20 protein-coding genes and 1 rRNA gene are annotated in these 25,675 nt (G+C 71.3%); 9 read left to right on the forward strand and 12 right to left on the reverse strand.

What is annotated here, in order from left to right; all coding sequences use genetic code 11:
* Positions 1 to 145 precede the first annotated feature (145 nt).
* Positions 146 to 712 (forward strand): DJ-1/PfpI family protein, encoded by a 567-nt coding sequence (locus ACH4D5_RS04495; protein ID WP_398298401.1) that lies wholly within the window; start codon positions 146 to 148, stop codon positions 710 to 712.
* 278 nt (positions 713 to 990) lie between these two features.
* Here ACH4D5_RS04495 and ACH4D5_RS04500 read toward each other — a convergent pair whose 3' ends face one another.
* From ACH4D5_RS04500 to ACH4D5_RS04510, 3 genes are all read right to left on the reverse strand, one after another.
* Entirely contained in the window at positions 991 to 3,285 is a 2,295-nt protein-coding gene (locus ACH4D5_RS04500) for an ATP-binding protein (RefSeq protein WP_398298404.1), read from the reverse strand.
* A 92-nt stretch (positions 3,286 to 3,377) separates the two neighbouring features.
* Positions 3,378 to 4,049: an HAD family hydrolase gene (locus tag ACH4D5_RS04505; protein ID WP_398298406.1), complete on the reverse strand. Its 672-nt coding sequence runs from the start codon at positions 4,047 to 4,049 to the stop codon at positions 3,378 to 3,380.
* A gap of 251 nt (positions 4,050 to 4,300) precedes the next feature.
* Positions 4,301 to 4,807, reverse strand: coding sequence for a DUF6912 family protein (locus tag ACH4D5_RS04510; RefSeq protein WP_398298408.1), 507 nt, complete (start codon positions 4,805 to 4,807; stop codon positions 4,301 to 4,303).
* Positions 4,808 to 5,170: 363 nt separating this feature from the next.
* On the opposite strand from ACH4D5_RS04510, the gene ACH4D5_RS04515 reads away from it, so the two are divergent.
* Positions 5,171 to 5,641, forward strand: coding sequence for an Rv3235 family protein (locus ACH4D5_RS04515; RefSeq protein WP_398298410.1), 471 nt, complete (start codon positions 5,171 to 5,173; stop codon positions 5,639 to 5,641).
* Positions 5,642 to 5,738: 97 nt separating this feature from the next.
* On the opposite strand, the gene secA is transcribed toward ACH4D5_RS04515, so the two are convergent.
* Positions 5,739 to 8,576 carry a preprotein translocase subunit SecA gene (secA, locus tag ACH4D5_RS04520; protein WP_398298412.1) on the reverse strand — a complete coding sequence of 946 codons (2,838 nt, stop codon included), beginning with the start codon at positions 8,574 to 8,576 and terminating at the stop codon, positions 5,739 to 5,741.
* Positions 8,577 to 8,802: 226 nt separating this feature from the next.
* Between secA and ACH4D5_RS04525 the strand changes: the two genes are divergently transcribed.
* Entirely contained in the window at positions 8,803 to 9,375 is a 573-nt protein-coding gene (locus ACH4D5_RS04525; RefSeq protein ID WP_398298414.1) for a GNAT family N-acetyltransferase, read from the forward strand.
* A 72-nt stretch (positions 9,376 to 9,447) separates the two neighbouring features.
* The gene (locus tag ACH4D5_RS04530; RefSeq protein ID WP_398298416.1) at positions 9,448 to 10,611 is read left to right on the forward strand and encodes a winged helix-turn-helix domain-containing protein; all 1,164 of its coding nucleotides are present in this window, start codon (positions 9,448 to 9,450) and stop codon (positions 10,609 to 10,611) included.
* On the opposite strand, the gene ACH4D5_RS04535 is transcribed toward ACH4D5_RS04530, so the two are convergent.
* The 7 genes from ACH4D5_RS04535 to mtnA all read right to left on the reverse strand — a co-directional run bounded on the left by ACH4D5_RS04535 (position 10,604) and on the right by mtnA (position 19,546).
* Positions 10,604 to 11,341, reverse strand: a complete 738-nt coding sequence (locus tag ACH4D5_RS04535) for a response regulator (RefSeq protein ID WP_398298418.1) — start codon at positions 11,339 to 11,341, stop codon at positions 10,604 to 10,606. The genes ACH4D5_RS04530 and ACH4D5_RS04535 overlap by 8 nt on opposite strands.
* A gap of 194 nt (positions 11,342 to 11,535) precedes the next feature.
* Positions 11,536 to 12,228, reverse strand: coding sequence for a ribosome hibernation-promoting factor, HPF/YfiA family (hpf, locus tag ACH4D5_RS04540; RefSeq protein ID WP_398298420.1), 693 nt, complete (start codon positions 12,226 to 12,228; stop codon positions 11,536 to 11,538).
* Positions 12,229 to 12,550: 322 nt separating this feature from the next.
* The gene (locus tag ACH4D5_RS04545; protein WP_398298422.1) at positions 12,551 to 13,438 is read right to left on the reverse strand and encodes a ComF family protein; all 888 of its coding nucleotides are present in this window, start codon (positions 13,436 to 13,438) and stop codon (positions 12,551 to 12,553) included.
* A gap of 114 nt (positions 13,439 to 13,552) precedes the next feature.
* On the reverse strand, positions 13,553 to 15,415 hold the full coding sequence (locus ACH4D5_RS04550) for an LpqB family beta-propeller domain-containing protein (protein ID WP_398298424.1): 1,863 nt from the start codon (positions 15,413 to 15,415) through the stop codon (positions 13,553 to 13,555).
* Positions 15,405 to 17,693 carry an MtrAB system histidine kinase MtrB gene (gene mtrB, locus ACH4D5_RS04555; RefSeq protein ID WP_398298426.1) on the reverse strand — a complete coding sequence of 763 codons (2,289 nt, stop codon included), beginning with the start codon at positions 17,691 to 17,693 and terminating at the stop codon, positions 15,405 to 15,407. The genes ACH4D5_RS04550 and mtrB overlap by 11 nt, the downstream gene beginning before the upstream one ends.
* Before the next feature lies 1 nt (position 17,694).
* On the reverse strand, positions 17,695 to 18,384 hold the full coding sequence (gene mtrA / locus ACH4D5_RS04560) for a two-component system response regulator MtrA (protein ID WP_189176211.1): 690 nt from the start codon (positions 18,382 to 18,384) through the stop codon (positions 17,695 to 17,697).
* Between the two features lie 4 nt (positions 18,385 to 18,388).
* Entirely contained in the window at positions 18,389 to 19,546 is a 1,158-nt protein-coding gene (gene mtnA / locus ACH4D5_RS04565; RefSeq protein WP_398298428.1) for an S-methyl-5-thioribose-1-phosphate isomerase, read from the reverse strand.
* 140 nt (positions 19,547 to 19,686) lie between these two features.
* Here mtnA and ACH4D5_RS04570 point away from each other — a divergent pair, with 140 nt between their 5' ends.
* The 5 genes from ACH4D5_RS04570 to ACH4D5_RS04590 are packed head-to-tail and all read left to right on the forward strand — an operon-like array spanning position 19,687 to position 25,336.
* Complete coding sequence (locus tag ACH4D5_RS04570; RefSeq protein ID WP_398298430.1) at positions 19,687 to 21,012, forward strand: hypothetical protein; 1,326 nt, start codon at positions 19,687 to 19,689, stop codon at positions 21,010 to 21,012.
* A gap of 4 nt (positions 21,013 to 21,016) precedes the next feature.
* Entirely contained in the window at positions 21,017 to 21,724 is a 708-nt protein-coding gene (locus ACH4D5_RS04575; RefSeq protein ID WP_398298432.1) for a DUF4129 domain-containing protein, read from the forward strand.
* Positions 21,721 to 23,040: a DUF4350 domain-containing protein gene (locus tag ACH4D5_RS04580; RefSeq protein ID WP_398298434.1), complete on the forward strand. Its 1,320-nt coding sequence runs from the start codon at positions 21,721 to 21,723 to the stop codon at positions 23,038 to 23,040. Before ACH4D5_RS04575 ends, ACH4D5_RS04580 begins: the two co-directional genes overlap by 4 nt.
* Positions 23,040 to 24,026 carry an AAA family ATPase gene (locus ACH4D5_RS04585; RefSeq protein ID WP_398298552.1) on the forward strand — a complete coding sequence of 329 codons (987 nt, stop codon included), beginning with the start codon at positions 23,040 to 23,042 and terminating at the stop codon, positions 24,024 to 24,026. The genes ACH4D5_RS04580 and ACH4D5_RS04585 overlap by 1 nt, the downstream gene beginning before the upstream one ends.
* Positions 24,026 to 25,336 (forward strand): DUF58 domain-containing protein, encoded by a 1,311-nt coding sequence (locus ACH4D5_RS04590; RefSeq protein WP_398298436.1) that lies wholly within the window; start codon positions 24,026 to 24,028, stop codon positions 25,334 to 25,336. The genes ACH4D5_RS04585 and ACH4D5_RS04590 overlap by 1 nt, the downstream gene beginning before the upstream one ends.
* A 77-nt stretch (positions 25,337 to 25,413) precedes the next feature.
* On the opposite strand, the gene rrf is transcribed toward ACH4D5_RS04590, so the two are convergent.
* Positions 25,414 to 25,530: ribosomal RNA gene (gene rrf, locus ACH4D5_RS04595) — 5S ribosomal RNA — on the reverse strand.
* Positions 25,531 to 25,675: the final 145 nt, after the last annotated feature.

The raw sequence follows: 25,675 nt of genomic DNA on the forward strand, positions 1-25,675 counted from the left end.
GTGTACAAAAGCAGGGGTGGAACTTTGACAGTCTGCACAGTGACCCCGGCCGCCACCCCCTCTTGGCAAACGGCCGGCGCGCGGGCACGTTGACGGGAGGGGCCGGCCGACAGCGGCAGCGCCCGTCCGAGGGGAGCGCGGCAAGATGGCAGCGAAGATCCTGATGGTGACCGGCGACGCGGCGGAGTCACTCGAAGTCCTCTACCCCTACCAGCGGCTGCGCGAGGAGGGCTACGACGTCCACATAGCCGCCCCCGCCCGCAAGAAACTGCGCCTGGTGATCCACGACTTCGAGCCGGGCTTCGACACCTACACGGAGAAGCCGGGCTACACCTGGCCCGCGGACCTCGCCTTCTCCGAGGTGGATCCCGGCCAGTACGCCGCCCTGGTGATCCCGGGCGGCCGGGCCCCGGAGTACCTGCGCAACGACCCGGAGCTCCGCAAGATCCTCAAGTCCTTCTTCGACGCGGACAAGCCGGTGGCCCAGATCTGCCACGGCCCGCTCCTCACCGCCGCGATCGACGGCCTGAGCGGCCGCAGGGTGACGGCGTACCCGGCGCTCGAGCTGGACATGCAGGCGGCGGGGGCGACCTATCAGGACGCGGAGGTCGTGGTGGACGGCACGCTGGTCTCGTCCCGCGCGTGGCCGGACCACTCGGGCTGGATGCGGGAGTTCCTCACGGTCCTCCGGGCGAAGGCCCCGGTCACCTGATGCGGAGCGACACCCTCCGGTAGGTATACGGAGTCTCGTACATCGGTATGCGGATCCTCAGGCATACCGATGCCAGGAAACGCACCCGCCCGACAGACTCGGTCCTGCGCCGTTCACGGGGCTGCGCGGGGCGGGGCTGCCGACAGTGCCTGGTCCATTCCCCCACGGCTGTCGTGGCAAGGCGGCACCCGCCCCATCGCACCCCGTGCCCGGCTGCCGGGCGTCTGCCCTTGTCGGCGAGGGCAGACGTCCCGCCCAGGGACCCATCGCGCCCCGAGCTACCCGACTTCGGCCGCCCCCGCGATCTCCGTACGGGACCCCACCCCCAGCTTCGCCAGGATGTGCTCCACGTGCGCGTCCGCAGTCCGCTTCGAGATGACCAGCCGCTCGGCGATCTCCCGGTTCGACAGCCCCTGGGCGACCAGCGCGGCGACCTCCCGCTCCCGCCGCGTCAGCACATCACCCGCCACCCGCCGCCCGGCCCCGGCCCCCCGCGGAGCCGGCGCCCGCCCCGGCACGTCCGCGCCGCTCCTCACCGCCTCCAGTACCTGCTGCCCGGACAGCCGCGCCCCCACCGCGTGCCACCGGTCGAACTGCTTGCCGCCCAACGCCTCCCGCACCGACTTCCGCGCGGCCTCCTGCCGCTCCAGCAACGTCGGCAGCATGCCGATCGGGTCTCCCTGGAGCCGCCGCGCGTTCTCCGCGTACCCGAACAGCCAGGCGGCCCGCTCGTGCCGGCCTTCCCGCGCGGCCGCCCACGCCAGCCCGTGACAGCACATCGCGGCGACGAGGATCTCGTCGACCTCGCCCGCCGCCTCCAGCCCCCGGCACATCGACGCGACCCCCGCCTCGCGCTCCCCCACGAGCCACCGCACCAGCCCCTGCACCATCAGCGTGGACCCGTAGAACTGCCGCTCACCGACCCCCTCCAACGCGTCGAGCCCCTGCGCGCAGAGCTCAAGGGCCCCGTCCGTGTCCCCCAGGACGGCCCGCAGCAGAGCGCCCTCGCAACTCATCACCACGAGGCCCAGCCGGTTGTCGGTCTCCAGCATCCGCCGCCGCACGTCCGCGAGCCCCGCAAGGCCCGACTCGTCCCCGCACAGCGCGGCGAGCCCCTGGCCGTACGCCTCGGCGAACTGCGCGACCTCCTCGTCGCCCGCACGCTCCGCGCACTCCCGCGCGAGCGCCATGCGCTCGACGGCCGTCGCGAGATCCGCGGTCCAGACGCCGAAGGCACCGGTCACCAGCAGCCCCCACGCCCGCGCCGAACAGTCCTCGGGGACGCGCTCCAGCCCCTTCTCGATCCAGTACGCGCCTTCGGAGAGCGTCCCCGAGGCCCGCCAGTGCGGCCACAGCCGCGCCGCGAGGCGGAGCCCCTCCCGCTCCCGCCCCTGTGTCTCGTACGCGTACTCAAGGGCGGCCCGCAACCCGGCCGCCTCGGCGCGGACGGCTCGGTGCAGCTCCGGCTGGGCGGCGGTCAGGAACCCCTCCTCGAAGCGCCGCCCCATGTCCCGGTAGTACGCGAAGTGCCGCGCCCGCAGCGCCGCGCCCCCGTCGCCCTCCACCTCGCCGAGCCGCTCGGCCCCGTACTCCCGGAGGGTGTCGAGCAGCCGGTAACGGTTCCCGGCCTCCCCGAGCCGCTGCACCACCGACTTGTCGACGAGCCCGATCAACTGCCCGAGGACCTCCCCGACGGGCAGCGCCTCGTCCCCGCACACCTGCTCGGCCGCCGCCAGCTCGAAGGACCCGGCGAAGACCGAGAGCCGGGCCCACAGCACCTGCTCGTCAGGCGTGCACAGCTCATGGGACCAGTCGATGGCGGTACGCAACGTCTGATGCCGCGACAGAGCGGTGCGCCGCCCCCCGGTGAGCACTTGGAAACGATCGTCGAGCCGCGCCACGAGCTCCTCGACGGAAACGACCCGCAACCGCACCGCGGCAAGCTCCAGAGCGAGCGGAATGCAGTCGAGCCGATGCACCAGGTCCACCAGCCGCTCCCGGTTGGCGTCGCTCACCCGGAACCCGGGCACGACCCCGGCGGCCCGCTGCGCGAACAACTCCACCGCGTCGTCCGGCGCGAGCGGCGACACGGGACAGCAGTGCTCCCCCGGCACGTCCAGCGGCTGCCGGCTGGTCGCGAGCACACACACGTCGGCGGCCTCGCGCAGCAGGATGTCGGAGAGCATCGCGCACGCGTCGACGAGGTGCTCACAGGTGTCGAGGACGATGAGCAGCCGCCGCCCCTGCAGATGCGCCACGACCGCGTCGAGCGGCTCCATCCCGGACTGCTCCGGCAGTTCGAGGACCGCCGCGAGCGTGGCGGGGATCAACTCCGGGTCCCGCAAGGCCGAGAGCTCGGCCAGCCACACCCCGTCAGGAAACCGCTCCCCGAGCCCGGCGGCCGCCCGCAGCGCGGTACGGCTCTTGCCGACGCCTCCCGGCCCGACCAGCGTGACGAGCCGCGCGTACGCGAACGCCGCCTGCACCTGCGCCAGTTCGTCCACCCGCCCGACGAACGAGGTCAACTCGGCGGGCAGTTGCCCGCCCCGCCGCTGCCCGAAGCCGAAACCCATCGCGATACCGCCCCCGCCACGTCGTCCCGAGGATCCGGACCTCAGCGTACGCAGAACGACGCGGAGCGTGAACGGAATCACCGCAACCGCCCTCAGGCGACGAGCCGCTCTGCCTCCTCGACAGCCTCCGCCAGACTGTCGACGACGGGCACCCCGGCGAGCTCCAGACTCGCCCGGCTGTGCGAGCCACCGGTGTAGAGCACGGCCCGCGCCCCCACGTGGGCCGCGGCGACGGCGTCGTCGACGGCGTCCCCGATGACGACGACCCGATCGACGTCGAGCCGCTCCTCGAAGGCGTCGAGGTGCCGCACCATCCGCTCGGCCTTACCGGCGTGCGACTCGTCGGTGCGGCCGTCGATGCGCACGAAGTACTCGTGGATTCCGTGCCGGCGCACGAAAGGGATCAGCCGGTCGTGCGGGGCGAGCGACAACAAGGACTGCGTACGCCCCTCGTCCCGCCGTGCGGCGAGCAGCTCGGCGGCCCCTTCGGCCAGCCCGCAGGCCTCCGCCCGCGCCCAGTAGTGCTTGTGGAAGACGGCGTCCATGACCCGCCACTCGGCATCGGTGGGAAGCCGCCCCATCAGCCGCTCGTAGAACCGCGGAATCGGCACGCAGTACAGCTCGCGATACCGCTCCAACGTGATCGCTTCGAGCCCGAGCTCCGCGAAGGACGCGTTCGTCGCCTCGATCACCGCATGGATGTCATGCAGCAACGTCCCGTTCCAGTCCCACACGATATGCGCCCCGCGCACCGACTTCCCCATGCGGAAAATCTACCCGCCCCGACCCGCGACCGACCGCGAGCGCCCAGACCGGGGGCAAGGCCCCACCGGCCCGCAGCCGCGAGCGCTCGCGAGGGGACGTGGGGGTATGTGCGAACGGAGCACCGAGCACACTGTGGCGTCTTTGGACTTGAGGCGCGGCGCAGGGATGGCGAGTACGCACATACCCCCGCGGCCCCGCCCCACAGACGGGCACAAGGCGCAAACCCGCACAAGGCGCCCCGCCAGAAAAGTCAGCGGATCAGCTCGGGGATCTCCTGCGTGGCGAACCAGAGCAGCTCATGGTCCTCGACCCCGTCCACCACGAACCGCGCGTCGTCGTCACCCTGGTCCGCCGCCCCCAAGGCCTCGACAGCAGCCCGTACGTCCGCCTCCGCGTCCCCCGCGTCCACGTGCACGGCCGCCACCTTCCCCAGCGGCAGCGCCCCGCCGATCCGCACCTCGCCGAGCGCCCCCTGATCGAGCCCCCGGTCGGGATCGGCGACGGCGGCCCCGTCCGGCACGTCCGCCGCGAGGACGACCCGGCGCCGCGCGGCCCCGGAGTCCACCGCGACCATCCGCAGCGACGCCATCGCCGCCCGGTTCAGCGCCGCGTACTCGAGCTCCTCGATGTCGTCCGAGACGTACCACTCCCGCAGGGCGGGCGTGACGGCATAGGCGACGAGCGGCCCGGGCCCCAGCTCCCCCGCCTTGTACGCCTCGGCGAGCCGGGGCAGGGTCACGGGAACGTAGACGCGCATGGGGCTGACCGCTTTCATCCGTGTCCGCGGCACGCGGACTTCGTGGTCGTGGAGAGACCTTCAGGATACGTGCGGGAGCCCCCCATATACGTGCGGGAGTCCCCCATCGAGCTCCCCCCACGACCCCCGCAGCGGTCAACACCCGTACGACATCTCACCCACCACACCCCCGCCGCCCCACCGCTCCCGAGCCCCCGCACCCCCCTGATAGGTGAACCCGAGAGCGACCCCCCGCACCCCCTCAGCCCTCTTGCCCCGCCCGCCTCCGCCCCCGTACAAGATCCCCACCAGGAAGTTACTCCCCGGTACCGAGCACGAGCCGGACCCCCGCACGCACCCTCAGGCGAACAAGAGAGGCACCCCATGCACAAGGTGATGACGAGGCCCCGCCCCCGCCCGGCAGCCACCCGGCCACCCGCGAGCCGCCCGCCCACGGGCCGCCCGCCGACCCGGAGGGACTCCCGCCGTCCCTCGAACCGCGAACGCCCGCCCGGCACGATCCCCGCCCAGCCACCCCCGCACCCCACCGAGGTCTTCGCGGAACGCCTGCTCCTGGTCCTCAGCGGCCAGCGCCCGATGCACTGGGTGGCCCGGCACATCGCCAACACGGCCTTCGACGACTTGGCCCGCCTGGCGGAGCTCAGGCCGCTCTGCGCGGGCGGCCACCGCCCCACGATCCACCGGATCGGCCACTACCAGCCGCACCCCGAGACGTACGAGGTCTTCGCCCGCGTCGCGACGGGCCCGAGGCTGCGCGCGCTGGCGTTCCGCCTGACGCTGGGAGCGGACCGCAGGTGGCGCTGCACGGCAGTCGAAACAGACCCACGCCCCTGAGACGCGCCCCCTCCCCCTCTCCCCGCCCACGACGAAGGGGCCGGACAGAAGCCCGGCCCCTCACGACATCACTCAAAGCAACAAACGCTGCTGCGGCCTACTTCTTGCGCCGCCGCCCGCCCTTCTGGGCCTTGCGCCGCTCCGCACGGGTCATCCCGTCCGCCTCGGACCGGACCTCGGAGCCGTCCGTGGTGAAGTCGCCCTCGTCGACCCCGCCCTCGGCGTTCGGCGCCTGGAAGTGCAGGCGGTCGGGCCGCTGCGGCGCCTCGAGGCCCTTGGCGTGGATCTCCGGCCGCGAGGTTCCGGCGCCCGCGGGCACCGCGTCCTGCACGCCGTCCTTCGTCAGCGAAGGCGTCGCGTCCGAGACGGGGACTTCCTCGACCTGCTGCTCGACCTGGACCTCCAGGTTGAACAGGTAGCCGACGGACTCCTCCTTGATGCCGTCCATCATGGCGTTGAACATGTCGAAGCCCTCGCGCTGGTACTCGACCAGCGGGTCCTTCTGCGCCATGGCACGGAGGCCGATGCCCTCCTGGAGGTAGTCCATCTCGTAGAGGTGCTCGCGCCACTTGCGGTCCAGGACCGACAGGACGACACGCCGCTCCAGCTCACGCATGATGTCGGAGCCGAGCTGCGCCTCACGGGCCGCGTACTGCTCGTGGATGTCGTCCTTGATGGCCTCGGAGATGAACTCGGCGGTGAGGCCCGCGCGGTCGCCCGCGGCCTCCTCCAGCTCCTCGACGGTGACCTTGACGGGGTAGAGCTGCTTGAAGGCGCCCCACAGCCGGTCCAGGTCCCACTCCTCGGCGAAGCCCTCGGCGGTCTCGGCGGCGATGTACGCGTCGATCGTGTCGTCCATGAAGTGCGTGATCTGGTCCTGCAGATCCTCGCCCTCCAGGACGCGGCGGCGCTCTCCGTAGATGACCTCGCGCTGCCGGTTGAGGACCTCGTCGTACTTGAGGACGTTCTTCCGGGTCTCGAAGTTCTGCTGCTCCACCTGGGACTGCGCGGAGGCGATCGCGCGGGTCACCATCTTGTTCTCGATGGGCACGTCGTCCGGCACATTGGCCATGGACATCACGCGCTCGACCATCTGCGCCTTGAAGAGGCGCATCAGGTCGTCACCGAGCGACAGGTAGAAGCGGGACTCGCCGGGGTCGCCCTGACGGCCGGAACGACCACGCAGCTGGTTGTCGATACGGCGCGACTCGTGCCGCTCAGTGCCCAGCACGTAGAGGCCGCCGAGCTCCTTGACCTCTTCGAACTCGGCCTTGACGGCCCGCTCGGCCTTCTCCATGGCGGCGGGCAGCGCGGCGGCCCACTCCTCGGCGTGCTCGACGGGGTCGAGGCCGCGCTGGCGCAGCTCCGCCTCGGCGAGGTCGTCGGGGTTGCCGCCGAGCTTGATGTCCGTACCACGGCCGGCCATGTTCGTGGCGACGGTCACGGCGCCCTTGCGGCCGGCCTGGGCGACGATGGTCGCCTCACGGTCGTGCTGCTTGGCGTTCAGCACCTCGTGCTGGATCCCGCGCTTGGACAGCTGCTGGGAGAGGTACTCCGACTTCTCGACGGAGGTCGTGCCGACCAGGATCGGCTGACCCTTCTCGTGCTTCTCGGCGATGTCGTCGACGACGGCGGCGAACTTCGCGACCTCGGTGCGGTAGATCAGGTCGGACTGGTCGGCGCGGACCATCGGCCGGTTCGTCGGGATCGGCACGACGCCCAGCTTGTAGATCTGGTGGAACTCGGCGGCCTCGGTCATGGCCGTACCGGTCATGCCGGAGAGGCCGCTGTCGTAGCCCTCGCGCTTGTAGAGGCGGAAGAAGTTCTGGAGGGTGATGGTCGCAAGGGTCTGGTTCTCGTCCTTGATGTCCACCCCTTCCTTCGCCTCGATCGCCTGGTGCATGCCCTCGTTGTAGCGGCGCCCGGCGAGGATACGGCCGGTGTGCTCGTCGACGATCATGACTTCGCCGTCGATGACGACGTAGTCCTTGTCCTTCTTGAAGAGTTCCTTGGCCTTGATGGCGTTGTTCAGGTAACCCACCAGCGGCGTGTTCACCGACTCGTAGAGGTTGTCGATGCCCAGCCAGTCCTCGACCTTGGCGACACCGGACTCGTGGATGGCGACGGTGCGCTTCTTCTCGTCGACCTCGTAGTCCCCGGTCTCCTCGATGCCCTTGAGCTGGTTGCCGGGCTCACCCTTGGTGAGGCGCGTGACCAGCTTGGCGAAGTCGCCGTACCACTTGGTGGCCTGGTCGGCGGGGCCGGAGATGATCAGCGGCGTACGGGCCTCGTCGACGAGGATCGAGTCGACCTCGTCGACGATCGCGAAGTTGTGGCCGCGCTGCACCAGCTCGTCCTTCGACCACGCCATGTTGTCGCGCAGGTAGTCGAAGCCGAATTCGTTGTTCGTGCCGTAGGTGATGTCGCAGTTGTACTGCTCGCGGCGCTGGGCCGGCGTCATGTTGGCCAGGATGCAGCCGACGGTCAGGCCCAGGAACTTGTGGACGCGACCCATCATCTCGGAGTCGCGCTCGGCCAGGTAGTCGTTGACCGTGATCAGGTGGACGCCCTTGCCGGAGAGGGCGTTCAGATAAGCGGGCAGGGTGCCGACGAGGGTCTTGCCCTCACCGGTCTTCATCTCCGCGACGTAGCCCATGTGCAGCGCGGCGCCGCCCATCATCTGGACGTCGTAGTGGCGCTGGCCCAGGACGCGCTTGGCGGCCTCGCGGACCGTCGCGAAGGCCTCGGGAAGGAGGTCGTCGAGCGACTCGCCGTCGGCGTATCGCTCCTTGTACTCCTGGGTCAGCGCGCGCAGCTCGGCGTCGGAGAGGCTGACGAAGTCCTCTTCGATGGAGTTGACCTGGTCCGCGATGCGGTGCAGCTTGCGCAGGATCTTGCCTTCGCCTGCACGCATGATCTTCGAGAGGACGGACACGGGGGTTGGTCTCCTTGCCGGTCGGGCCTGGCATGGTCGGTTTTACTCGTCGGGCACCGGCCATCGTATGCGAGGACCGGGCCGCGCCGGGAGGTGTGCCATGAGGTCAACGGACGAGGGGCGCCGAAGGTGCCGGGTCGCGCCCCCGAGTGCCCCGCGAGAGGTGATCGCGAAGGGCGGGCGAAAAGTACTGGCTCCCGGGACGGCGCCCCCTCATCATCGCTTGATGGAGCCCGTCACTCTCACCACCGAACGTCTGTTCCTGCGTGTCTTCACACCCGAGGACATCGATGAGACCCACGCGGCCTGCCAGGACCCGGACATCCAGCGCTGGACCACCATTCCCTCGCCGTACGCGCGCGTGGACGCCGAGGACTTCGTGCACGCCATGGTCCCCGCAGGCTGGCGCAACGACACGGAATACACCTTCGCCGTACGTCCCCGTGAAGGCGGCCCCCTGCTCGCCGCCGCCAGCCTGCACCACCCGCGCTCGGGCACCTGGGAGATCGGCTACTGGACGGCCAAGGAGCACCGGGGCCGCGGCTATATGCGGGAGGCCGTGCTCGCCCTCGCCCGCTGGGCCTTCACCGACCTGCGCTGCACCCGCCTGGAGTGGCGCGCGGAGGTCGGCAACACCGGCTCGCGGGCGGTCGTGGAGAAGGCCGGCTTCACCGTGGAGGGCGTCCACCGCGCGGGCATGCTCAACAAGGAGACGCTCCGTGACTGCTGGGTCGGCTCCCTGCTCCCCTCGGACCTCGGCATGCCGTCACCGCACCCGTACCTGCCCGCGAGGGCGTGAGCCCCCTCCGCGACGGGCCCTGCGCCGACCGGGCCCGCCCCAATGTCAGTGCCGCCGCCTATCGTTCGGACCATGACGAGCCTGCCGAGCCCCGCCATCGAACTCTCCGCCGACGAGGCACGCCGCATGGTCCTGCGCGCGCAGGGCTTCCTGGGAGCCCCCGACCGCAGGTCCGGGGTCCGGGGCGTGCTGCGCCACCTGGGCGCGGTCCAGCTCGACACGATCTCGGTCCTGGCCCGCTCGCACGAACTCATTCCGTACGCACGCCTGGGCGCCGTAGGCCGCGACACCGTGGAAGCGGCGTACTGGACGGACACGCACGCTTTCGAGTACTGGTCGCACGCCGCCTGCATCCTCCCCATCGAGGAGTGGCCGCACTTCGCCTTCCGCCGCCGCGCCTACCGCGCCCGCCCGCAGTGGCACCACGACCTGCCCGCCGGGGCGTACGACCAGGTCATCAAGCAGCTCCGCGCCGAAGGCCCGCTCACCGCGACGGAGTTGGGCGGCGCGAAGAACAAGGGCGAGTGGTGGGACTGGTCCGAGTCGAAGATCGCCGTCGAGCGGGCGCTGATGTACGGCGAGGTGGTGTGCACCGAGCGCCGCTCCTGGAAGCGGGTGTACGACCTGGCGGAGCGCGCCGTCCCGGATGCCCTGCTCCACGACGACCTGGACGACACGGAGTGTCTGCGCCGCCTGGTCCGGCTGGCCGGTGAGGCGCTGGGCGTCGGCACGCGCGCGGACATCGCCGACTACCACCGGCTCAAGGGCGAGCAGTTCGACGCCGTGGTCGCGGACTCGGGTCTGGTGCCGGTGACGGTCCAGGGCTGGGCCAAGCCGGCCTGGGCCGACCCGAAGGCCCTGGAGACGACGCCCCGCGGTCGGCACCGCACCACGCTCCTGTCGCCCTTCGACTCACTGATCTGGGAGCGGGCGCGCACCGAGCGGATCTTCGGGTTCACGCACCGCCTGGAGGCGTATGTGCCCAAGCCGAAGCGGATCCACGGCTATTTCGCCATGCCGCTGCTCGCGGGCGGCAGGCTCCTCGGCCGGGTCGACCCCGCGCGCGAGGGCAGCACCCTGGTCGCCAGGCAGGTGGCGCTCGACACCCCGAAGGCGGTGGCCCCGATGGCGCAGGCGCTGCTTGAGGCGGCGTCCTGGGTCGGCTGCGACGCGGTGCGGGTGGAGCGGGTGAACCGCCCCGAGCTCACCGCCGAGCTGGTGCGGGCCCTCACCTGATCTCGAGGATCTTCTCCCGCATCGCGTAGACGACGGCCTCCATCCTGGAGTGCAGCTGCAGCTTCTCCAGGATGTTGCGCACGTGGTTCTTCACGGTGTTCTCCGAGATGAACAACTCCTTGGCGATGTCACGGTTGTTCATGCCGGTGGCGACGAGCTTGAGCACTTCGAGCTCCCGGTCGGTCAGCCGGGGCGCGGGGACGAGCCGCCGCTCGTCGGTGCGCTGGATCATCGACTTGAACTCGGTGAGCAGCTTGGACGCCATCGACGGGCTGATCTGCGACTGCCCGTCCGCCACCGCGCGGATGGCCGTCGCCACCTCGTCCGTGGAGATCTCCTTGAGGAGATAGCCGGTGGCGCCCGCCTTGATGGCGTCGTAGAGGTCGGCTTCCTCGTCGCTGATCGTCAGCATGATGATCTTGGCGCTGGGCGCCACCTCCTTGATGGAGGTGCACGCCTCGATGCCGCCCCGCTTCGGCATGCGTACGTCCATGAGCACGATGTCGGGCAGCAGATCGGCGGCCTTGTCCACCGCCTCCGCGCCGTCGCCCGCCTCTCCGACGACCTGGATGTCCTCCTCGGCGGCGAGGACGATCTCCAGGCCGCGGCGGAAGAGGGCGTGGTCATCCACCACAAGGACCCGGATGGGCTCCTTGCGTGGGGCGCCCGCGTCCGTGCCGATGCCGTCGCCGGCACCCTGGTGACGCATCGGTCCGAAGCTGTCCGCCATCGTTCCTCCCCCATGAAGGCCGCGGCCTGTTGTGCTTCTGCTGCGCCAACCCCAGGCGGCAGCACACCGGTTGACCGGCTCGCCCATGATTTCATGCCCGGCGCCGGTGCGGTGCGCGCACTGGGCGCACGGTGGTGCCCCTGGGGGCGCACAGGCGCTCCAGGGGCACCACCTCGGCTGTCATGGGGCGGTCGTCAGCCGCCGAGGGCTCCGCCTCCGCCGCCCGTCTCCGCCTTGGCCACCATGGGGTCGGTGTTGAGGCGGATGACGCCGTAGTCGTAGGCGTGCCGTCGGTAGACGACGCTGGGTTCCTTGGTCTCGGAGTCGACGAACAGGTAGAAGTCGTGTCCGACCAGTTCCATCTCGTAGAGCGCCTGGTCGAGTGACATGGGTGCCGCGACGTGCGTCTTCTCGCGGACCACGAGGGGACCTTCACCCTGGATCTCCAGGGAGCCGATCTTCTTGACCGGTACGCCGTCCGGCTCTTCGTCGCGCGCGAGGGTGCCGTCTCCGTTGAGCGTCGCCGCGTCCGGGACGCGCTCGGCGACTTCGGCGGCCGAAAGCCTGCCGTTGCCGCGCCGGTTGTGGCGCTTCTCGTGCTGCTTGCGCAGGCTGGCGTCGAGCTTGGCCGTCGCCAGGTCCAGCGCCGCATACGGATCTGCGGCCGAGGCTTCCGCGCGGATCACGGGTCCACGCCCGCGGAGCGTGATCTCCACACGGTCGGAACGGTCGGCCTGACGCGGGTTGGTTTCCTTGGACACCTCGACGTCGAGGCTGATCACCTTGCCGTCGAGCTTCTGGATCTTGTCCAGCTTCAGCTTCTCGGCCACGTGCTTGCGGAACCGCTCGGGCACCTCGGTCTTGCGGCCCTTGACGACGATGTCCACGCAGAACTCCGTTCCCGGATCGCTCCGCTTCGGATGCGGAGCATCTCCCTTTTGCACCAGACCCCGGTGACTCCCGGGGCCTCGGACTCGGTGACTTCCACCTCCTCCTCCCCCGTGGGCAAGATCTCCACCCCACCGGCCCGGGTGATTGCGAAAACCGCAGACCAGCACGGACCGGTATTCCGATATGCGAGGGACGGCGTCCGCCATTCCTCACAACCGAACATATCTCGCCCGGACGGATGTCGTCACCCTCTACTGCGGCGTACCTCCATTCAGGTGTAACGACCCTCTCATCACCTGCAACGATGCAAGTTCTCAGTCAGTTCCGGTTTATTTCGAAAGAATCCGGCGACGCGGCGACAACGGCGGCGTCGACCGTGTTCTCGCAGCCCAATACCGACCTTCGTACAACCCCCGTTCCCGGTTCTCGTACGCCCTCCGCTCCGGCGTTCTCTTCCGTGCGCAGGGCACGTAATGCGCGGGCGGCCTCCGCCAATGAGGCGCCGGTCGTCATCAGGTCGTCGACGACCACGATCCGGCCACCGCCCGCCAGCAGCCGGCCGCCCCCTGCGGTCACCTTCAGGGCGCCCGCCAGATTGGCCTGCCGCTGCCGGGAGTCGAGCCCCGACTGGTCGGCCACCGCACGCCGCTGCCGCAGCACCGCGAGCACCCGCGCCGGGATTCCCGCCCGCCGCAGCTCACCCGCCGCGGCAAGGGCGATCCGCCGCACCGAGTCGTGCCCGCGGGCCCGCACAGCGGCCCGCGCGGACGGCACAGGCACGAGGGACAACGGCGGCATCACACGCCCCTGTGGACCATCCTGTGTGCCGCTTACCCACGTTCGCGCCCCGCTATCACCGCGGGCCCCGGATTCGCCCGGCAGACCGCCACACACGGCCTCGCGCTCGGAATGGCCCCGCAAGCCTGCGCACACGGCTCCGGCGAGCGCCGCCCCCAGTGGCGCGGCGAGCCCCAGGGCGCCCCGCTCCTTGTGCGCGAGCAGCACGGCCCGGACGGCGTCCTCGTACGGCGCGGCGGCGTGCACCACGGGCAGCCCGGGCGGCTCGGGCTCAGGCCGCACCCGGCGCGGCGCGGTCCCGCACAGGGCGGCACGGCACTCGTCGCAGAGCGCCGCCCGGGGCTCCCCGCAGCCTCCGCACTCGGCCGGCAGCACCAGGTCGGTGAGGTCCTGCCACCACCCCCGCATGCCCCCACTGTGCCAAGCCGCCCACCGCCCGGCCACCCCTGTGGACAACCCCCTGTGGACAACCGCCCGCCGATGACGACACGTCCGTCGAGGGCCGCACCGGAGTCAGCCGAGTCAGCCCGGATAGACCGGCGCCAGCCCTTCCTTCACGACCGTCTGCCACTGCGAACCCGTCGGCAGCCGCACGATCCCGTCGTCCGAGTGGGCCACCAGCGGCTGCCGCTCGTCCTCGGACGCCGCGATCTCCTTGACGCCGGTCAGGCCGGGCAGCGCGGTGCCCGGCAGCACCGAGCCGTCGCACTGGACGTACCGGATCTGCTGCACGCCACCGGTCTCCCTGCCGACCACCACGAGGCGGCTCCCGCCCGCCCACGACATGGCCGTGACCTCTTCCATCCGCGGCGCCGCCGGAGTGGGGTCGAGGACCGAGATCTCGGGCCGCTCCCCCTTGCCGACGCCCCGCTCGGCCCGGCCGATCCACAGGGACTGCTTGCCGTCCTTCTCCACGAGGAAGGCGATGCGGACGCCGTCGGCCGACACGCGCACCTCCTGGATGCGCCCGTCCAGCGCGGGCACCTCGACCTCGACCGGCTTGCCCACGCCCTGGTCGAGCCAGAGCAGCCGCGGCCGCTTCGGATCACGGTCGGCCACCCACAGATTGCCCCGGCCGTCCCAACTGGGCGTGGAGAGGCGGTCCTCCTCCGACTTCGCCTTGCTGCGCAGCTCCGCCTTGCCGAGCGGGTCGTCCGAGAGCAGCGACCCCGTGTACAGCGACTTGCCGTCGAGCGACACTCCGGCCGCACGCTGCTCGTCCCGCGAGACCGCCGCCGAGCGCAACGGCTGGTCGCCGGTGCCGAGGACACCCGTCACCGGCTCCGGATCCGCCGCGCTCCCGGAGTTGGCGGACATCCGGACCAGCCGGTGCTCCTCGTCGACGAAGTACTGGTAGTCGGGGCGGTCCGCACTGCGGTGTGCCGCGACGGTCTCGGCACGCTCCTGGCTCAGCACACACAGCATCGAGCCGTTGGAACGCTGCAGCGTCACCTGCTCGACCCCCGAAGGCGTCAAGTCCTGCAAGGTGAAGAGCAGTTGCGCCGCCATCTCCTTGCACTTGGTCTGCCCGGCGCCGTCCGAGCGGCTGTTCAGCTGCACGGTCAGCCTGTTCTGGTCGTCCAGCGTCAGCGACTTCTCGGGGTCCTTGAGCTCCGTACCGCTGGGGAAGCTCGAGAGCACCACCGGGCGCAGCCAGTTGGTCGGCCCCTTGAGCAGTGTCTTCACCGTCTGCGTCAGCGGGTCGATGCGCTGCCGGATGTAGACGGGGTCCGCGACGAGCCCCGTCCGGCCGCTCACGCCGGCACCGGTGGGCCCGGCGAAGTAGTACTTGTTGACGGGCCGGTAGATCCGCTGGAAGTCCGATTCGCCGAGCACCACGCCCGGCGGCGGCTGGTCGATGCGCCACTCGTTCCCACCCGGGCCGCCGTTCTGGCTGAGGTGCACGGACTGGCTGTACGCCCCGTCCTCGGGGCGGTAGGCGTGCTGTTCGTCGACCCTCGCGACCTGGTGACCGGTCAGGGAGTAGCGGCGGCTGCCCTCTCCCTCGTTGCCCGCGTTGCCCGCGTCGGTGTTGGGGCCGTCGGCGAGCACCGTCGTGGACTCCTCCGGGTTCCACTCCCGCGAAGCCTTCTTCGTCAGGTACTTGCGCGCCATCGCGAACTGCGGGTCATCGCTGGTCAGCGCCTCCAGAAAGCCCTGGACGATCTCGATGGGCCGGGCACCCTCGCGCGGCGGCATGGCGTAGACACGGACCTGCGACTGCGAGTCCGGACGCTGCGAGGCGTCTACGGACTTCAGATTCCCGCTGTCCGGCATCGAGGCGCACCCGGCGAGGAGTGCGCCGCAGCTGCCCAGCAGGAGTCCGGTGCGCAGGGGACGCCTGCGGCCCGCACGGCGGCCGCGCCCGTCGGGATCAGCGCCCACGAGTGTTCTCCTCTTCCCTGTCCGCCTGCCCGGCGCCGTCACCACTCGGGCGACTGGACTCACTCGCACCACTGGCCTCACGTGCACCGCTCGGGCCACTTGGACCGCTCCGGCCACTCGGGCCACTCGGGCCGCTCGGGCCGCTCGGGTCACCGGCGCCACCCACGCCACCCGGGTCGCTCACGCCACCCGCACCACTCGGACCACTCTGACCGCTCGCACCACTCGGACCGCTCTGTCCGCTCTGGCCGCCGGCCCCACCCTGCGGCTCGTCGTCCATCTGCCGACGCGCCACGACCCGCGCCCCGCTGCCGGGCAACGCCGTCGGGTCCACGGGCCCGGTGTGCATCAGCCGCGGCGCTATGGGCCCCTTCGCCGGCACGGGCGGCGGAACCCGCTCGGACGTCGCCGAGGACGCCTGCGCGGAGGACTGCGCGGACGACTGCGCGGGAACCGTGGCCAGCTTGTTCCCGCCCCCGAGGGGCAGCCCCGCGTCGTTCAGCCCGCGGTGGCGCCGCGAATCGTCGGGCTCCAGCGGTATCGGCGAGCCCCGCAACGGCTCGTCCGCCGTCCTCGGCAACGTAAGCCTGAACTGCGAGCCACCGCCCGGCTCGCCCCACGCCTGCAACCAGCCGCCGTGCAGCCGCGCGTCCTCCAGGGCGATGGAGAGGCCGAGGCCCGTACCACCCGTCGTACGCGCGCGTGCCGGGTCCGCCCGCCAGAAACGGCTGAAGACCCGGGTCGCCTCGCCCGGCTTGAGTCCCACTCCGTAGTCCCGCACCGCGACGGCGACCGCGCCGCCCGCGGCGGCGAGCCGCACCACGACGTCCTTGCCCTCACCGTGCTCCACGGCGTTGACGACGAGATTGCGCAGCACGCGCTCCACCCGCCGCGCGTCGGCCTCGGCGACCACCGGCTGCTGGTCCCCCACGACCCGTATGTGGGTGCCCTTGCGCTCGGCGAGCGGCTCCGCGCCGCCGACGACCCGGCGGACGACCTCACGGAGATCTATCGCCTCGGCCTCCAGCGCGGCCGCCCCCGCGTCGAACCTGCTGATCTCCAGCAGATCCGCGAGCAGCGACTCGAACCGGTCCAGCTGGTCGGCGAGCAACTCCGCCGACCGCGCGGTCACCGGATCGAAGTCCACCCGCGCCTCGTGGATGACGTCGGCGGCCATCCGTACCGTCGTCAGCGGCGTACGCAACTCGTGCGACACGTCGGACACGAACCGCCGCTGCATCCGCGACAGCTCCTCCAGCTGCTGGATCTTCAGCTGCAGGTTCTGCGCCATCTTGTTGAAGGCCTCACCGAGCCGCGCGATGTCGTCCTCTCCGGTGACCTTCATACGTTCCTGAAGGCGCCCGGCGGACAGCCGCTCGGCGATGCCCGCGGCCATGCGGACGGGCGTGACGACCTGGCGCACCACCAGCCAGGCGATGGCGCCCAGGAGCACCACGACGAAGAGCCCGGCGGTCGCGAGAGTCGTCCTGACCAGGTTCAGCGACTCCTCCTCCTGCGTCAGCGGGAAGAGGTAGTACAGCTGGTACGGATCGCCGTTGAGGTCGTTCAGCCGCTTGCCGATCACCAACGCGGACTGCGGCTCACGGCCGTCGTCGTACACGACGCGCGTATTGGCCTGGTAGACGCCGGTGCCGTCGTCGACCTGGCGGCGCAGCTCCTCGGGCACGCTCAGTATCGGCTCCACGCCGCCCGAGGCCCGCGACCCGCGCACACTGCCGGAGTCGCCGGCGGATGTGGGGCTCAGCGTCACCACCGCGAAGGCGTTCTGCCCACCGCTGGAGAGCTGCTCGACGAGGTCGGACATCCACACGGCGGCGTTACGCCCGTCAACCGTGCTGCCGTCCTGGCCCTGGCCCTGCCCGGTGCTCTGCCGCGCCGCGTTGACGCTGTCCTGCGCGGCGCGGAAGCCACCGTCGGCCTGGCTCTGTGACGCCTTCACCTTGGCCTTGAGCAGGCCGTTGTTCACGGAGCTCATGACGGCGAAGCCGAGCATGAGCACCACGCCGAGCGACATCAGCAGGGTCGTGACGACGACCTTCAGCTGGATGTTGCGCCGCCACAGCCGCACGGCGGGCAGCAGCGGACGGCGCACCCAGCGCACGAAGAGCCGGAGCACAGGACTGCCCTGCACCCCGCCCTGCAGCAGCAGCCCGCCGTCGACGAGCCGCCCGAACCGGGACGCGCGACGCGCCGGGCCAGTCCGCCCCGAGCGAGCCCCCGGACCCCCGGGCGCCGAGGTGGAACTGTCCCGGGTCACGTCAGCTCGGTCCGGCCTTGTAACCGACGCCACGGACGGTCACCACGATCTCCGGCCGCTCGGGATCCCGCTCGACCTTGGACCGCAGCCGCTGGACGTGCACGTTCACCAGGCGGGTGTCCGCCGCGTGCCGGTAGCCCCAGACCTGCTCCAGGAGCACCTCACGCGTGAACACCTGCCACGGCTTGCGCGCCAGCGCGACCAGCAGGTCGAACTCCAGCGGCGTCAGCGCGATCGACTGCCCGTCCCGCTTCACGGAGTGTCCGGCCACGTCGATGACCAGGTCACCGATGGCCAGCTGCTCCGGCGCGGGCTCCTCCGACCTCCGCAGCCGCGCCCGGATCCGGGCCACGAGCTCCTTCGGCTTGAACGGCTTGACGATGTAGTCATCGGCCCCGGACTCCAGGCCGACCACCACATCCACCGTGTCGCTCTTGGCCGTGAGCATGACGATCGGCACCCCGGACTCCGCCCTGATCAGGCGGCACACCTCGATGCCATCACGCCCCGGCAACATCAAATCGAGCAGTACAAGATCCGGCTTTGCCTCCCTGAAAGCGGCCAGCGCCTTGTCGCCATCAGCTACGAACGACGGCTCAAAACCTTCACCACGCAGCACAATCCCGAGCATCTCGGCCAGTGCGGTGTCGTCGTCGACGACAAGGACTCGTCCCTTCATGCCTGACATCATCCCATTAGCTAATCGTTACCTGGCGTGACCTGGCACACAGCTCGGCAAGGCCCTCTGCTGTCACAGGTGACAGAACGCCCTCTTCCGTGACGATCGCCGTCACCAACTCGGGCGGCGTCACGTCGAACGCGGGGTTGTACGCCTGGGTCCCCAGGGGTGCCACCGGAATCCCACCTCCCGCTTCCATCCCGACCACCGGCACATGCGGCGCGGTGACCTCCGTCACTTCATGCCCCGCCCGCTGCTCCACCTCGATGGACGCCCCGTCCGGAGTCTCCGGGTCCACGGTCGTCACCGGCGCCACCACGATGAACGGCACATGGTGGTATCGAGCCAGCACGGCGAGCGGATAGCTCCCCACCTTGTTCGCCACCGAACCGTCGGCCGCGATCCGGTCGGCACCGATCAGCACGGCATCCACCTCACCCGCCGCGAACAGCGAACCCGCCGCACTGTCCGTGAGCAATGTGTACGCCATTCCGTTCCGCGCCGCCTCATACGCGGTGAGCCTGGCCCCCTGCAGCAGCGGCCGCGTCTCGTCCACCCACAGCCTGCGCAGGCTCCCCTCCCGGTGCGCCTTGAGCGCCACCGCGAACGCCGTGCCCTCCCCTCCGGAGACCAGCGCCCCCGTGTTGCAGTGCGTCAGGATCCGGTGCCCGCCACCGGGCAGCAGCTCGTCGAGCAGCGCCAGGCCGTGCGCCGCCATCCTGGAGCTCGCCTCGGCGTCCTCGGCGTGCAGCGCCCGCGCCGCGTCGAGCGCGGCACCCGCGGCCTGCCGGGCATCGGCCCCGCCCGCGACCGCGGAACGATACGCGGCCTGGGCCCGGCGCACTCCGTACGCGAGGTTCACCGCGGTGGGCCGCGCCCCCGCCAGCGAGCCCGCCGCCTCGTCCACGTCGAAGCCCCGGGCCGCGGCCAGCGCGACGCCGTACGCCCCCGCGATGCCCAGCAGGGGCGCCCCTCGTACCGCGAGCGTCCTGATCGCCTCCACCAGGGCGGGTGCGTCGGTGCACACCAGCTCGCTCTCCTCGCCCGGCAGCCGGGTCTGGTCGAGGACGACCAGTACTGGGCCTTCGGGTGGCTCGTCCCAGCGGATCGCGGGAACCCTGGAGATCTCGGTCGGCCGTATGTCCTCGCCGGATTGCGCGTACTGATCAGCCATCCGCCCAGTCTGCCCCGTACCCGACGGACAATTGAAGGTGTACAGCCGCTACGGCGCCCGGTCACCTGGCGCCCGCCCCGTGGCACGATGGCTGGCAACCTGCCGCCGCACCCGCGGACGGGCACCTTGAAGGAGCGACGATGAACGACACTCCGGGCTGGGCCTCGCCCGGATCTGCCCCCTCCGACGGACAGGACCCCGGCAAGCCGGACGCCGCCGAACCCGCCGACGACGGCGGCCGGAGCGCCCCGTCCAAGTGGTCCAAGGAGCAGCCGCCGCCCGCCCAGTGGTCCCCGCCCAGCACCCCGGGCCCGGGTCACACACCGCCTCCCCCGCCCCCGCCGCCCGGCCAGGGCGGCGGCTGGGGCTGGGGCGGCGGACCCGGCGGCCCTGGTGGCCCTGGTGGCCCCGGCGCTCCCGGCGGCCCCGGAGGTCCTGGCGGCTACCGCGGCTGGGGAGCCTGGCAGGGCCCCCCGCCCGCCGCCAAGCCCGGCGTCATCCCGCTCCGCCCGCTCGGCGTCGGCGAGATCCTCGACGGCGCGGTGTCGACCATGCGCGCCCACTGGCGCACGGTCCTCGGCATCTCCCTGACCGTGGCCGTGGTCACGGAGATCGTCGTCGTCCTCTTGCAGGGACTCGTCCTGAACGAGTCCGTCGACACGGAAGCCCTCGACGACCCCAGCGCGACCGTCGGCGAACTGACCCGCGCCATGGGTGACACGATGCTGAGCTCCGGCGTGGTCCTCGCGATCACGCTGCTCGGCACGATCGTCGCGACCGCCCTGCTCACCATGGTCACCAGCCGCGCGGTGCTCGGTAAGTCGGTCACCGCCACGGAGGCCTGGCAGGACTCCCGCCCCCAGCTGGCCAAGCTGTTCGGCCTGACCCTGCTCATCCCGCTCATCGGCTTCGCCATCGTCACCGCCGGCATCCTGCCGGGCCTGCTGATCGCGCTGGCCGGCCCGTCCGACGCCGGTGCCGGCCTCGCCGTACTCGGTGGTCTCGGCGCGGGCGTCGTCGCCGTCTGGATCGTCGTCCGCCTCTCCCTCGCCTCCCCCGCGCTCATGCTGGAGAAGCAGGGCATCAAGAAGTCCCTGATCCGCTCCACCAAGCTGGTCCGCGGTTCCTGGTGGCGCGTCTTCGGCATCCAGCTGCTCGCCGCGATCATCGCGAACGTCGTGGCGTCGATCATCGTCATCCCGTTCACGTTCATCGCCGGGGCGGTCAGCGGCGAAGGCGTCACCGGCTTCCTCGACAGCACCGGCGAGCTGGGCTGGACGTTCCTGATCGTCAGCGGGGTCGGCTCGGTCATCGGCTCCATGCTGACGTTCCCGATCACGGCCGGGGTCACCGTCCTGCTCTACATCGACCAGCGGATCCGCCGCGAGGCCCTCGACCTCGAACTCGCCCGCGCGGCCGGCCTCCCCGGTCACGGCCCGACCTCGTCCGGCACATCGGGGAGCTGATGCGGTGACCGCGGCGGGGGCAGTACTCGTGGAGGCCGTGCGCACCGGTGACGACCCACCGGTGACGATCCCACGCGACCCCGCACGGGAGGCGGCCGAACGCGAGCTGTCCAAGCCGATGTACCACGAGAACGATCCGAGCCTCTTCCAGCGCGCCCTGAACCGCTTCTGGGGCTGGGTCGACGACCTGTTCTCCGCCGCCTCGGGGGCCACCCCGGGCGGCGGGTTCGGCCTCCTGGTCATCGTGCTGGCGGTCGTCCTCCTGGTCGGCGCGCTGTGGTGGCGCCTCGGCACCCCGCAGCGCGCCGCGACCTCCGCTCCGGCCCTCTTCGACGACCGCCCCCGCAGCGCCGCCGAACACCGCGCGGCGTCCGAGGCGCACGCCGCGCTGGCCCACTGGAACCAGGCCGTGCAGGAACGCATGCGCGCCATGGTCCGCGCCCTGGAGGAACGCGCGCTCCTCGACCCGCGCCCCGGCCGCACCGCGGACGAAGCCGCCGCGGAAGCAGGCCGCACCCTTCCCGCCCACACCGACCGACTCCGCTCCGCCGCCCGCGAGTTCGACGACGTGACGTACGGCGGCCGCACCGCCGACGAAGCCGCGTACCTCCGCCTGGCCGAGCTCGACCGTGACCTGGTCACCACCAGACCGATGCTGACCAGCACCGCCCACACCACACCGAGCAACAGCTCCCAGGGGGCCGCCGAATGACCGGCCCCACCCCCGCCACCGAACCGACCCAGCCCGCCCCCTCCACCGAACCGACCCAGCCCTCTCCCTCCGCCGAACCGGCCCGGCCCTCTCCCCCCGCCACCCCGGAGCAGCGGCCACCCGGCGCGCCGTCCGCCGTGTCCCCCACCTCGATCTCCCCCACGCCCCGCCGGATCTGGACCCGCTCCCGAGGCATCGTCCTCGCCCTGGTCGTCCTCCTCGCGGCGGCCGTCGTCATCGCCGCGGTCCGCTCCGGCGCCCAGCACGGCCGCCTCGACCCGCGCTCCGCCGACTCCCACGGAAGCCGAGCCGTCGCCGAACTCCTCGCCGACCAGGGTGTGTCCACCCGCGTGGTCACCGGCACCGATGAGGCCCGGTCCGCGGCCGGCCCCGACACGACGCTCCTCGTGGCCAACCCCGACGTCCTCACCGACCGTCAGCGGTCCCGCCTGCACGCGGCAACCGAGGACTCCGGCGGCCGCACCGTCCTCGTCACCCCGGGCACCCCGTCGATCGACGCCCTCGCCCCCGGGGTCACCGCGGCCCCCACGACCAGCGCCGACTCGACGCTCTCCCCGAGCTGCTCCCTCCCCGAGGCCCGCCGCGCCGGCACCGCCGACATGGGCGGCATCCGCTACGACACTCTGGCTCCGGACGCCGAGGCCTGCTACCTCAGCGACGGCCTGCCCAGCCTTCTCCATCTCCCCGCCCCCCGCGGAAAGGGCGACACCGTCGTCCTCGGCGCCCCCGACATCCTCTACAACGACCGTCTCGACGAGCAGGGCAACGCATCACTCGCCCTGCAACTCCTCGGCTCCCGCCCCCACTTGGTCTGGTACCTCCCCTCCCTCTCCGACGACCAGGCGGCCACCGACGCCGAGCGCCGCGGCTTCTTCGACCTGATCCCCTCCGGCTGGCTCTGGGGCACCCTGCAACTCACCATCGCCGCCGCACTCGCCGCCCTGTGGCGTGCCCGCCGCCTCGGCCCCCTCGTCGCCGAACGCCTCCCCGTCGCCATCCGTGCCTCGGAAGCCGTCGAAGGCCGTGCCCGCCTCTACCGCAAGGCGAACGCCCGCGACCGCGCATCCGAAGCCCTACGCACCGCCGCCCGAACCCGCCTCGCCCCCCTCGTCGGCGTCTCCCCCGCACAAGCCCACGCGCCCGAGAACCTGATCCCCGCGCTGACCACCCGCCTTCACACCCCCGGCCACGACCTGCACCCCCTCCTCTTCGGGCCAACCCCCGGCAACGACGCAGCTCTCATCGCCCTCGCCGACCAACTCGACGCCCTCGAAAGAGAGGTACGCCACTCATGATGGACCCGACCACTGACAACGGGCCCACCGGAGCTCCCCGCGACGCCCGCGCTTCCCTGGAAGCCCTGCGCGCCGAGATCTCCAAGGCCGTGGTCGGCCAGGACCCCGCCGTCACCGGGCTCGTCGTCGCCTTGCTCTGCCGGGGCCACGTCCTGCTGGAAGGGGTCCCCGGGGTGGCGAAGACCCTGCTCGTCCGCGCCCTCGCGTCGAGCCTCGAACTCGACACGAAACGCGTGCAGTTCACGCCCGACCTGATGCCGAGCGACATCACGGGCTCGCTCGTCTACGACGCCCGCACCACGGAGTTCTCCTTCCAGCCCGGCCCGGTCTTCACGAACCTCCTCCTGGCCGACGAAATCAACCGGACCCCGCCCAAGACCCAGTCCTCGCTCCTCGAAACGATGGAAGAACGCCAGGTCACGGTCGACGGCACCGCGCGGCCGCTCCCCGAGCCCTTCCTCGTCGCGGCCACCCAGAACCCCGTCGAGTACGAAGGCACGTACCCACTCCCCGAGGCCCAACTGGACCGTTTCCTCCTCAAACTGACGGTCCCTCTCCCGTCCCGCCAGGACGAGATCGATGTCCTCACCCGGCACGCGGACGGCTTCAACCCCCGCGACCTGCGCGCCGCCGGCGTACGCCCCGTGGCGGGCGCCGCCGACCTGGAAGCCGCCCGAGCCGCCGTCGCGAAGACCTCCGTCTCCCCCGAGATCACCGCGTACGTCGTGGACGTCTGCCGCGCCACCCGCGAATCCCCGTCCCTCACCCTCGGCGTCTCCCCGCGGGGCGCCACGGCGCTGCTCTCCACGGCCCGCGCCTGGGCCTGGCTCACCGGCCGCGACTACGTCATCCCCGACGACGTGAAAGCCCTGGCGCTCCCCACCCTCCGCCACCGGATCCAGCTCCGCCCGGAAGCCGAGATGGAGGGCGTCACCGCCGACTCCGTCATCAACGCGATCCTCGCTCACGTCCCGGTCCCCCGCTGATGGCTCTCACCGGACGCACCGCCCTCCTGGCGGCCCTCGGCACGCTCCCCGTGGGCCTGTGGGATCCCAGCTGGACCGGCCTCCTCGCCGTCAACACCCCGCTGGCGCTGGCCTGCGCCTGTGACTTCGCCCTGGCCGCGCCCGTACGCCGACTCGGCCTCACCCGCTCCGGCGCCACGTCCGTACGTCTCGGTGAGTCCGCCGATGTCGAGCTCACCGTCACGAACCCGTCCGGCCGCCCCCTGCGCGCCGAACTCCGCGACGCCTGGCCCCCGAGCAGCCAGCAGCTCGGAAAGGACGTCACAGCGTCCCGTCACCGACTCGCCGTCCCGGCCGGCGAGCGCCGCCGCCTCACCACCCGCCTGAGCCCCACTCGCCGGGGCGACCACCAGGCCGACCGCGTGACGATCCGCTCGTACGGCCCCCTCGGCCTCTTCACCCGCCAGGGCAGCCACAAAGTCCCCTGGACCCTGCGCGTCCTGCCGCCTTTCACCAGCCGGAAGCACCTCCCCGCCAAGCTGGCCCGGCTACGCGAGCTCGACGGCCGCACCAGTGTGCTCACGCGCGGCCAGGGCACCGAATTCGACAGCCTCCGCGACTACGTTCCCGGGGACGACACCCGCTCCATCGACTGGCGCGCCACCGCCCGCCAGTCCACCGTCGCCGTCCGCACCTGGCGCCCCGAACGCGACCGCCACATCCTTCTGGTCCTCGACACCGGCCGCACCTCGGCCGGCCGAGTGGGCGACGCCCCACGCCTCGACGCCTCCATGGACGCGGCCCTGCTCCTCGCCGCCCTGGCCTCCCGCGCCGGCGACCGCGTGGACCTCCTCGCGTATGACCGTCGAGTACGTGCCCTGGTCCAGGGGCGCTCAGCGGGGGACGTCCTCCCCTCCCTGGTCAACGCTCTGGCCACACTGGAGCCCGAACTCGTCGAAACAGACGCCCGAAGCCTCACCTCGACGGCCCTCCGTACGGCCCCCCGCAGTTCCCTGATCGTGCTGCTCACCAGCCTCGACACCGCCCCCATCGAAGAGGGCCTGCTCCCCGTACTTCCGCGCCTCACCCAGCGCCACAAGGTCTTGGTGGCCTCGGTGGCCGACCCGCACATCCAGGAAATGGCGACCGCTCGCGGAACAACAGAGGCGGTGTACGAGGCCGCAGCGGCCGCCCAAGCCCAGTCGGAACGTCACCGCACAGCGGAACAGCTCAGGCGCCGCGGTGTCACGGTCGTGGACGCCACCCCGCATGACCTCGCACCGGCCTTGGCAGACGCATACCTCTCGCTCAAATCGGCCGGCCGCCTGTAAGCAGGCGTCGTAAACAGGCACCCTAAACGCAGAAAACCCCCGCACCATAAGGTGCGGGGGTTTCCCATTCAAAAGGAGTTCGGCGGCGTCCTACTCTCCCACAGGGTCCCCCCTGCAGTACCATCGGCGCTATGAGGCTTAGCTTCCGGGTTCGGAATGTAACCGGGCGTTTCCCTCACGCTATGACCACCGAAACACTATGAAACTGACAACCGCACCGTAGTCGTGGCCCGACATACGGGGTTGTTCGTGGTTTCAGAACCAACACAGTGGACGCGAGCAACTGAGGACAAGCCCTCGGCCTATTAGTACCAGTCACCTCCACCCGTTACCGGGCTT

The sequence above is a fragment of the Streptomyces sp. NPDC018029 genome, assembly GCF_044327655.1.
In the GTDB taxonomy this organism is placed as follows: Bacteria; Actinomycetota; Actinomycetes; order Streptomycetales; family Streptomycetaceae; genus Streptomyces.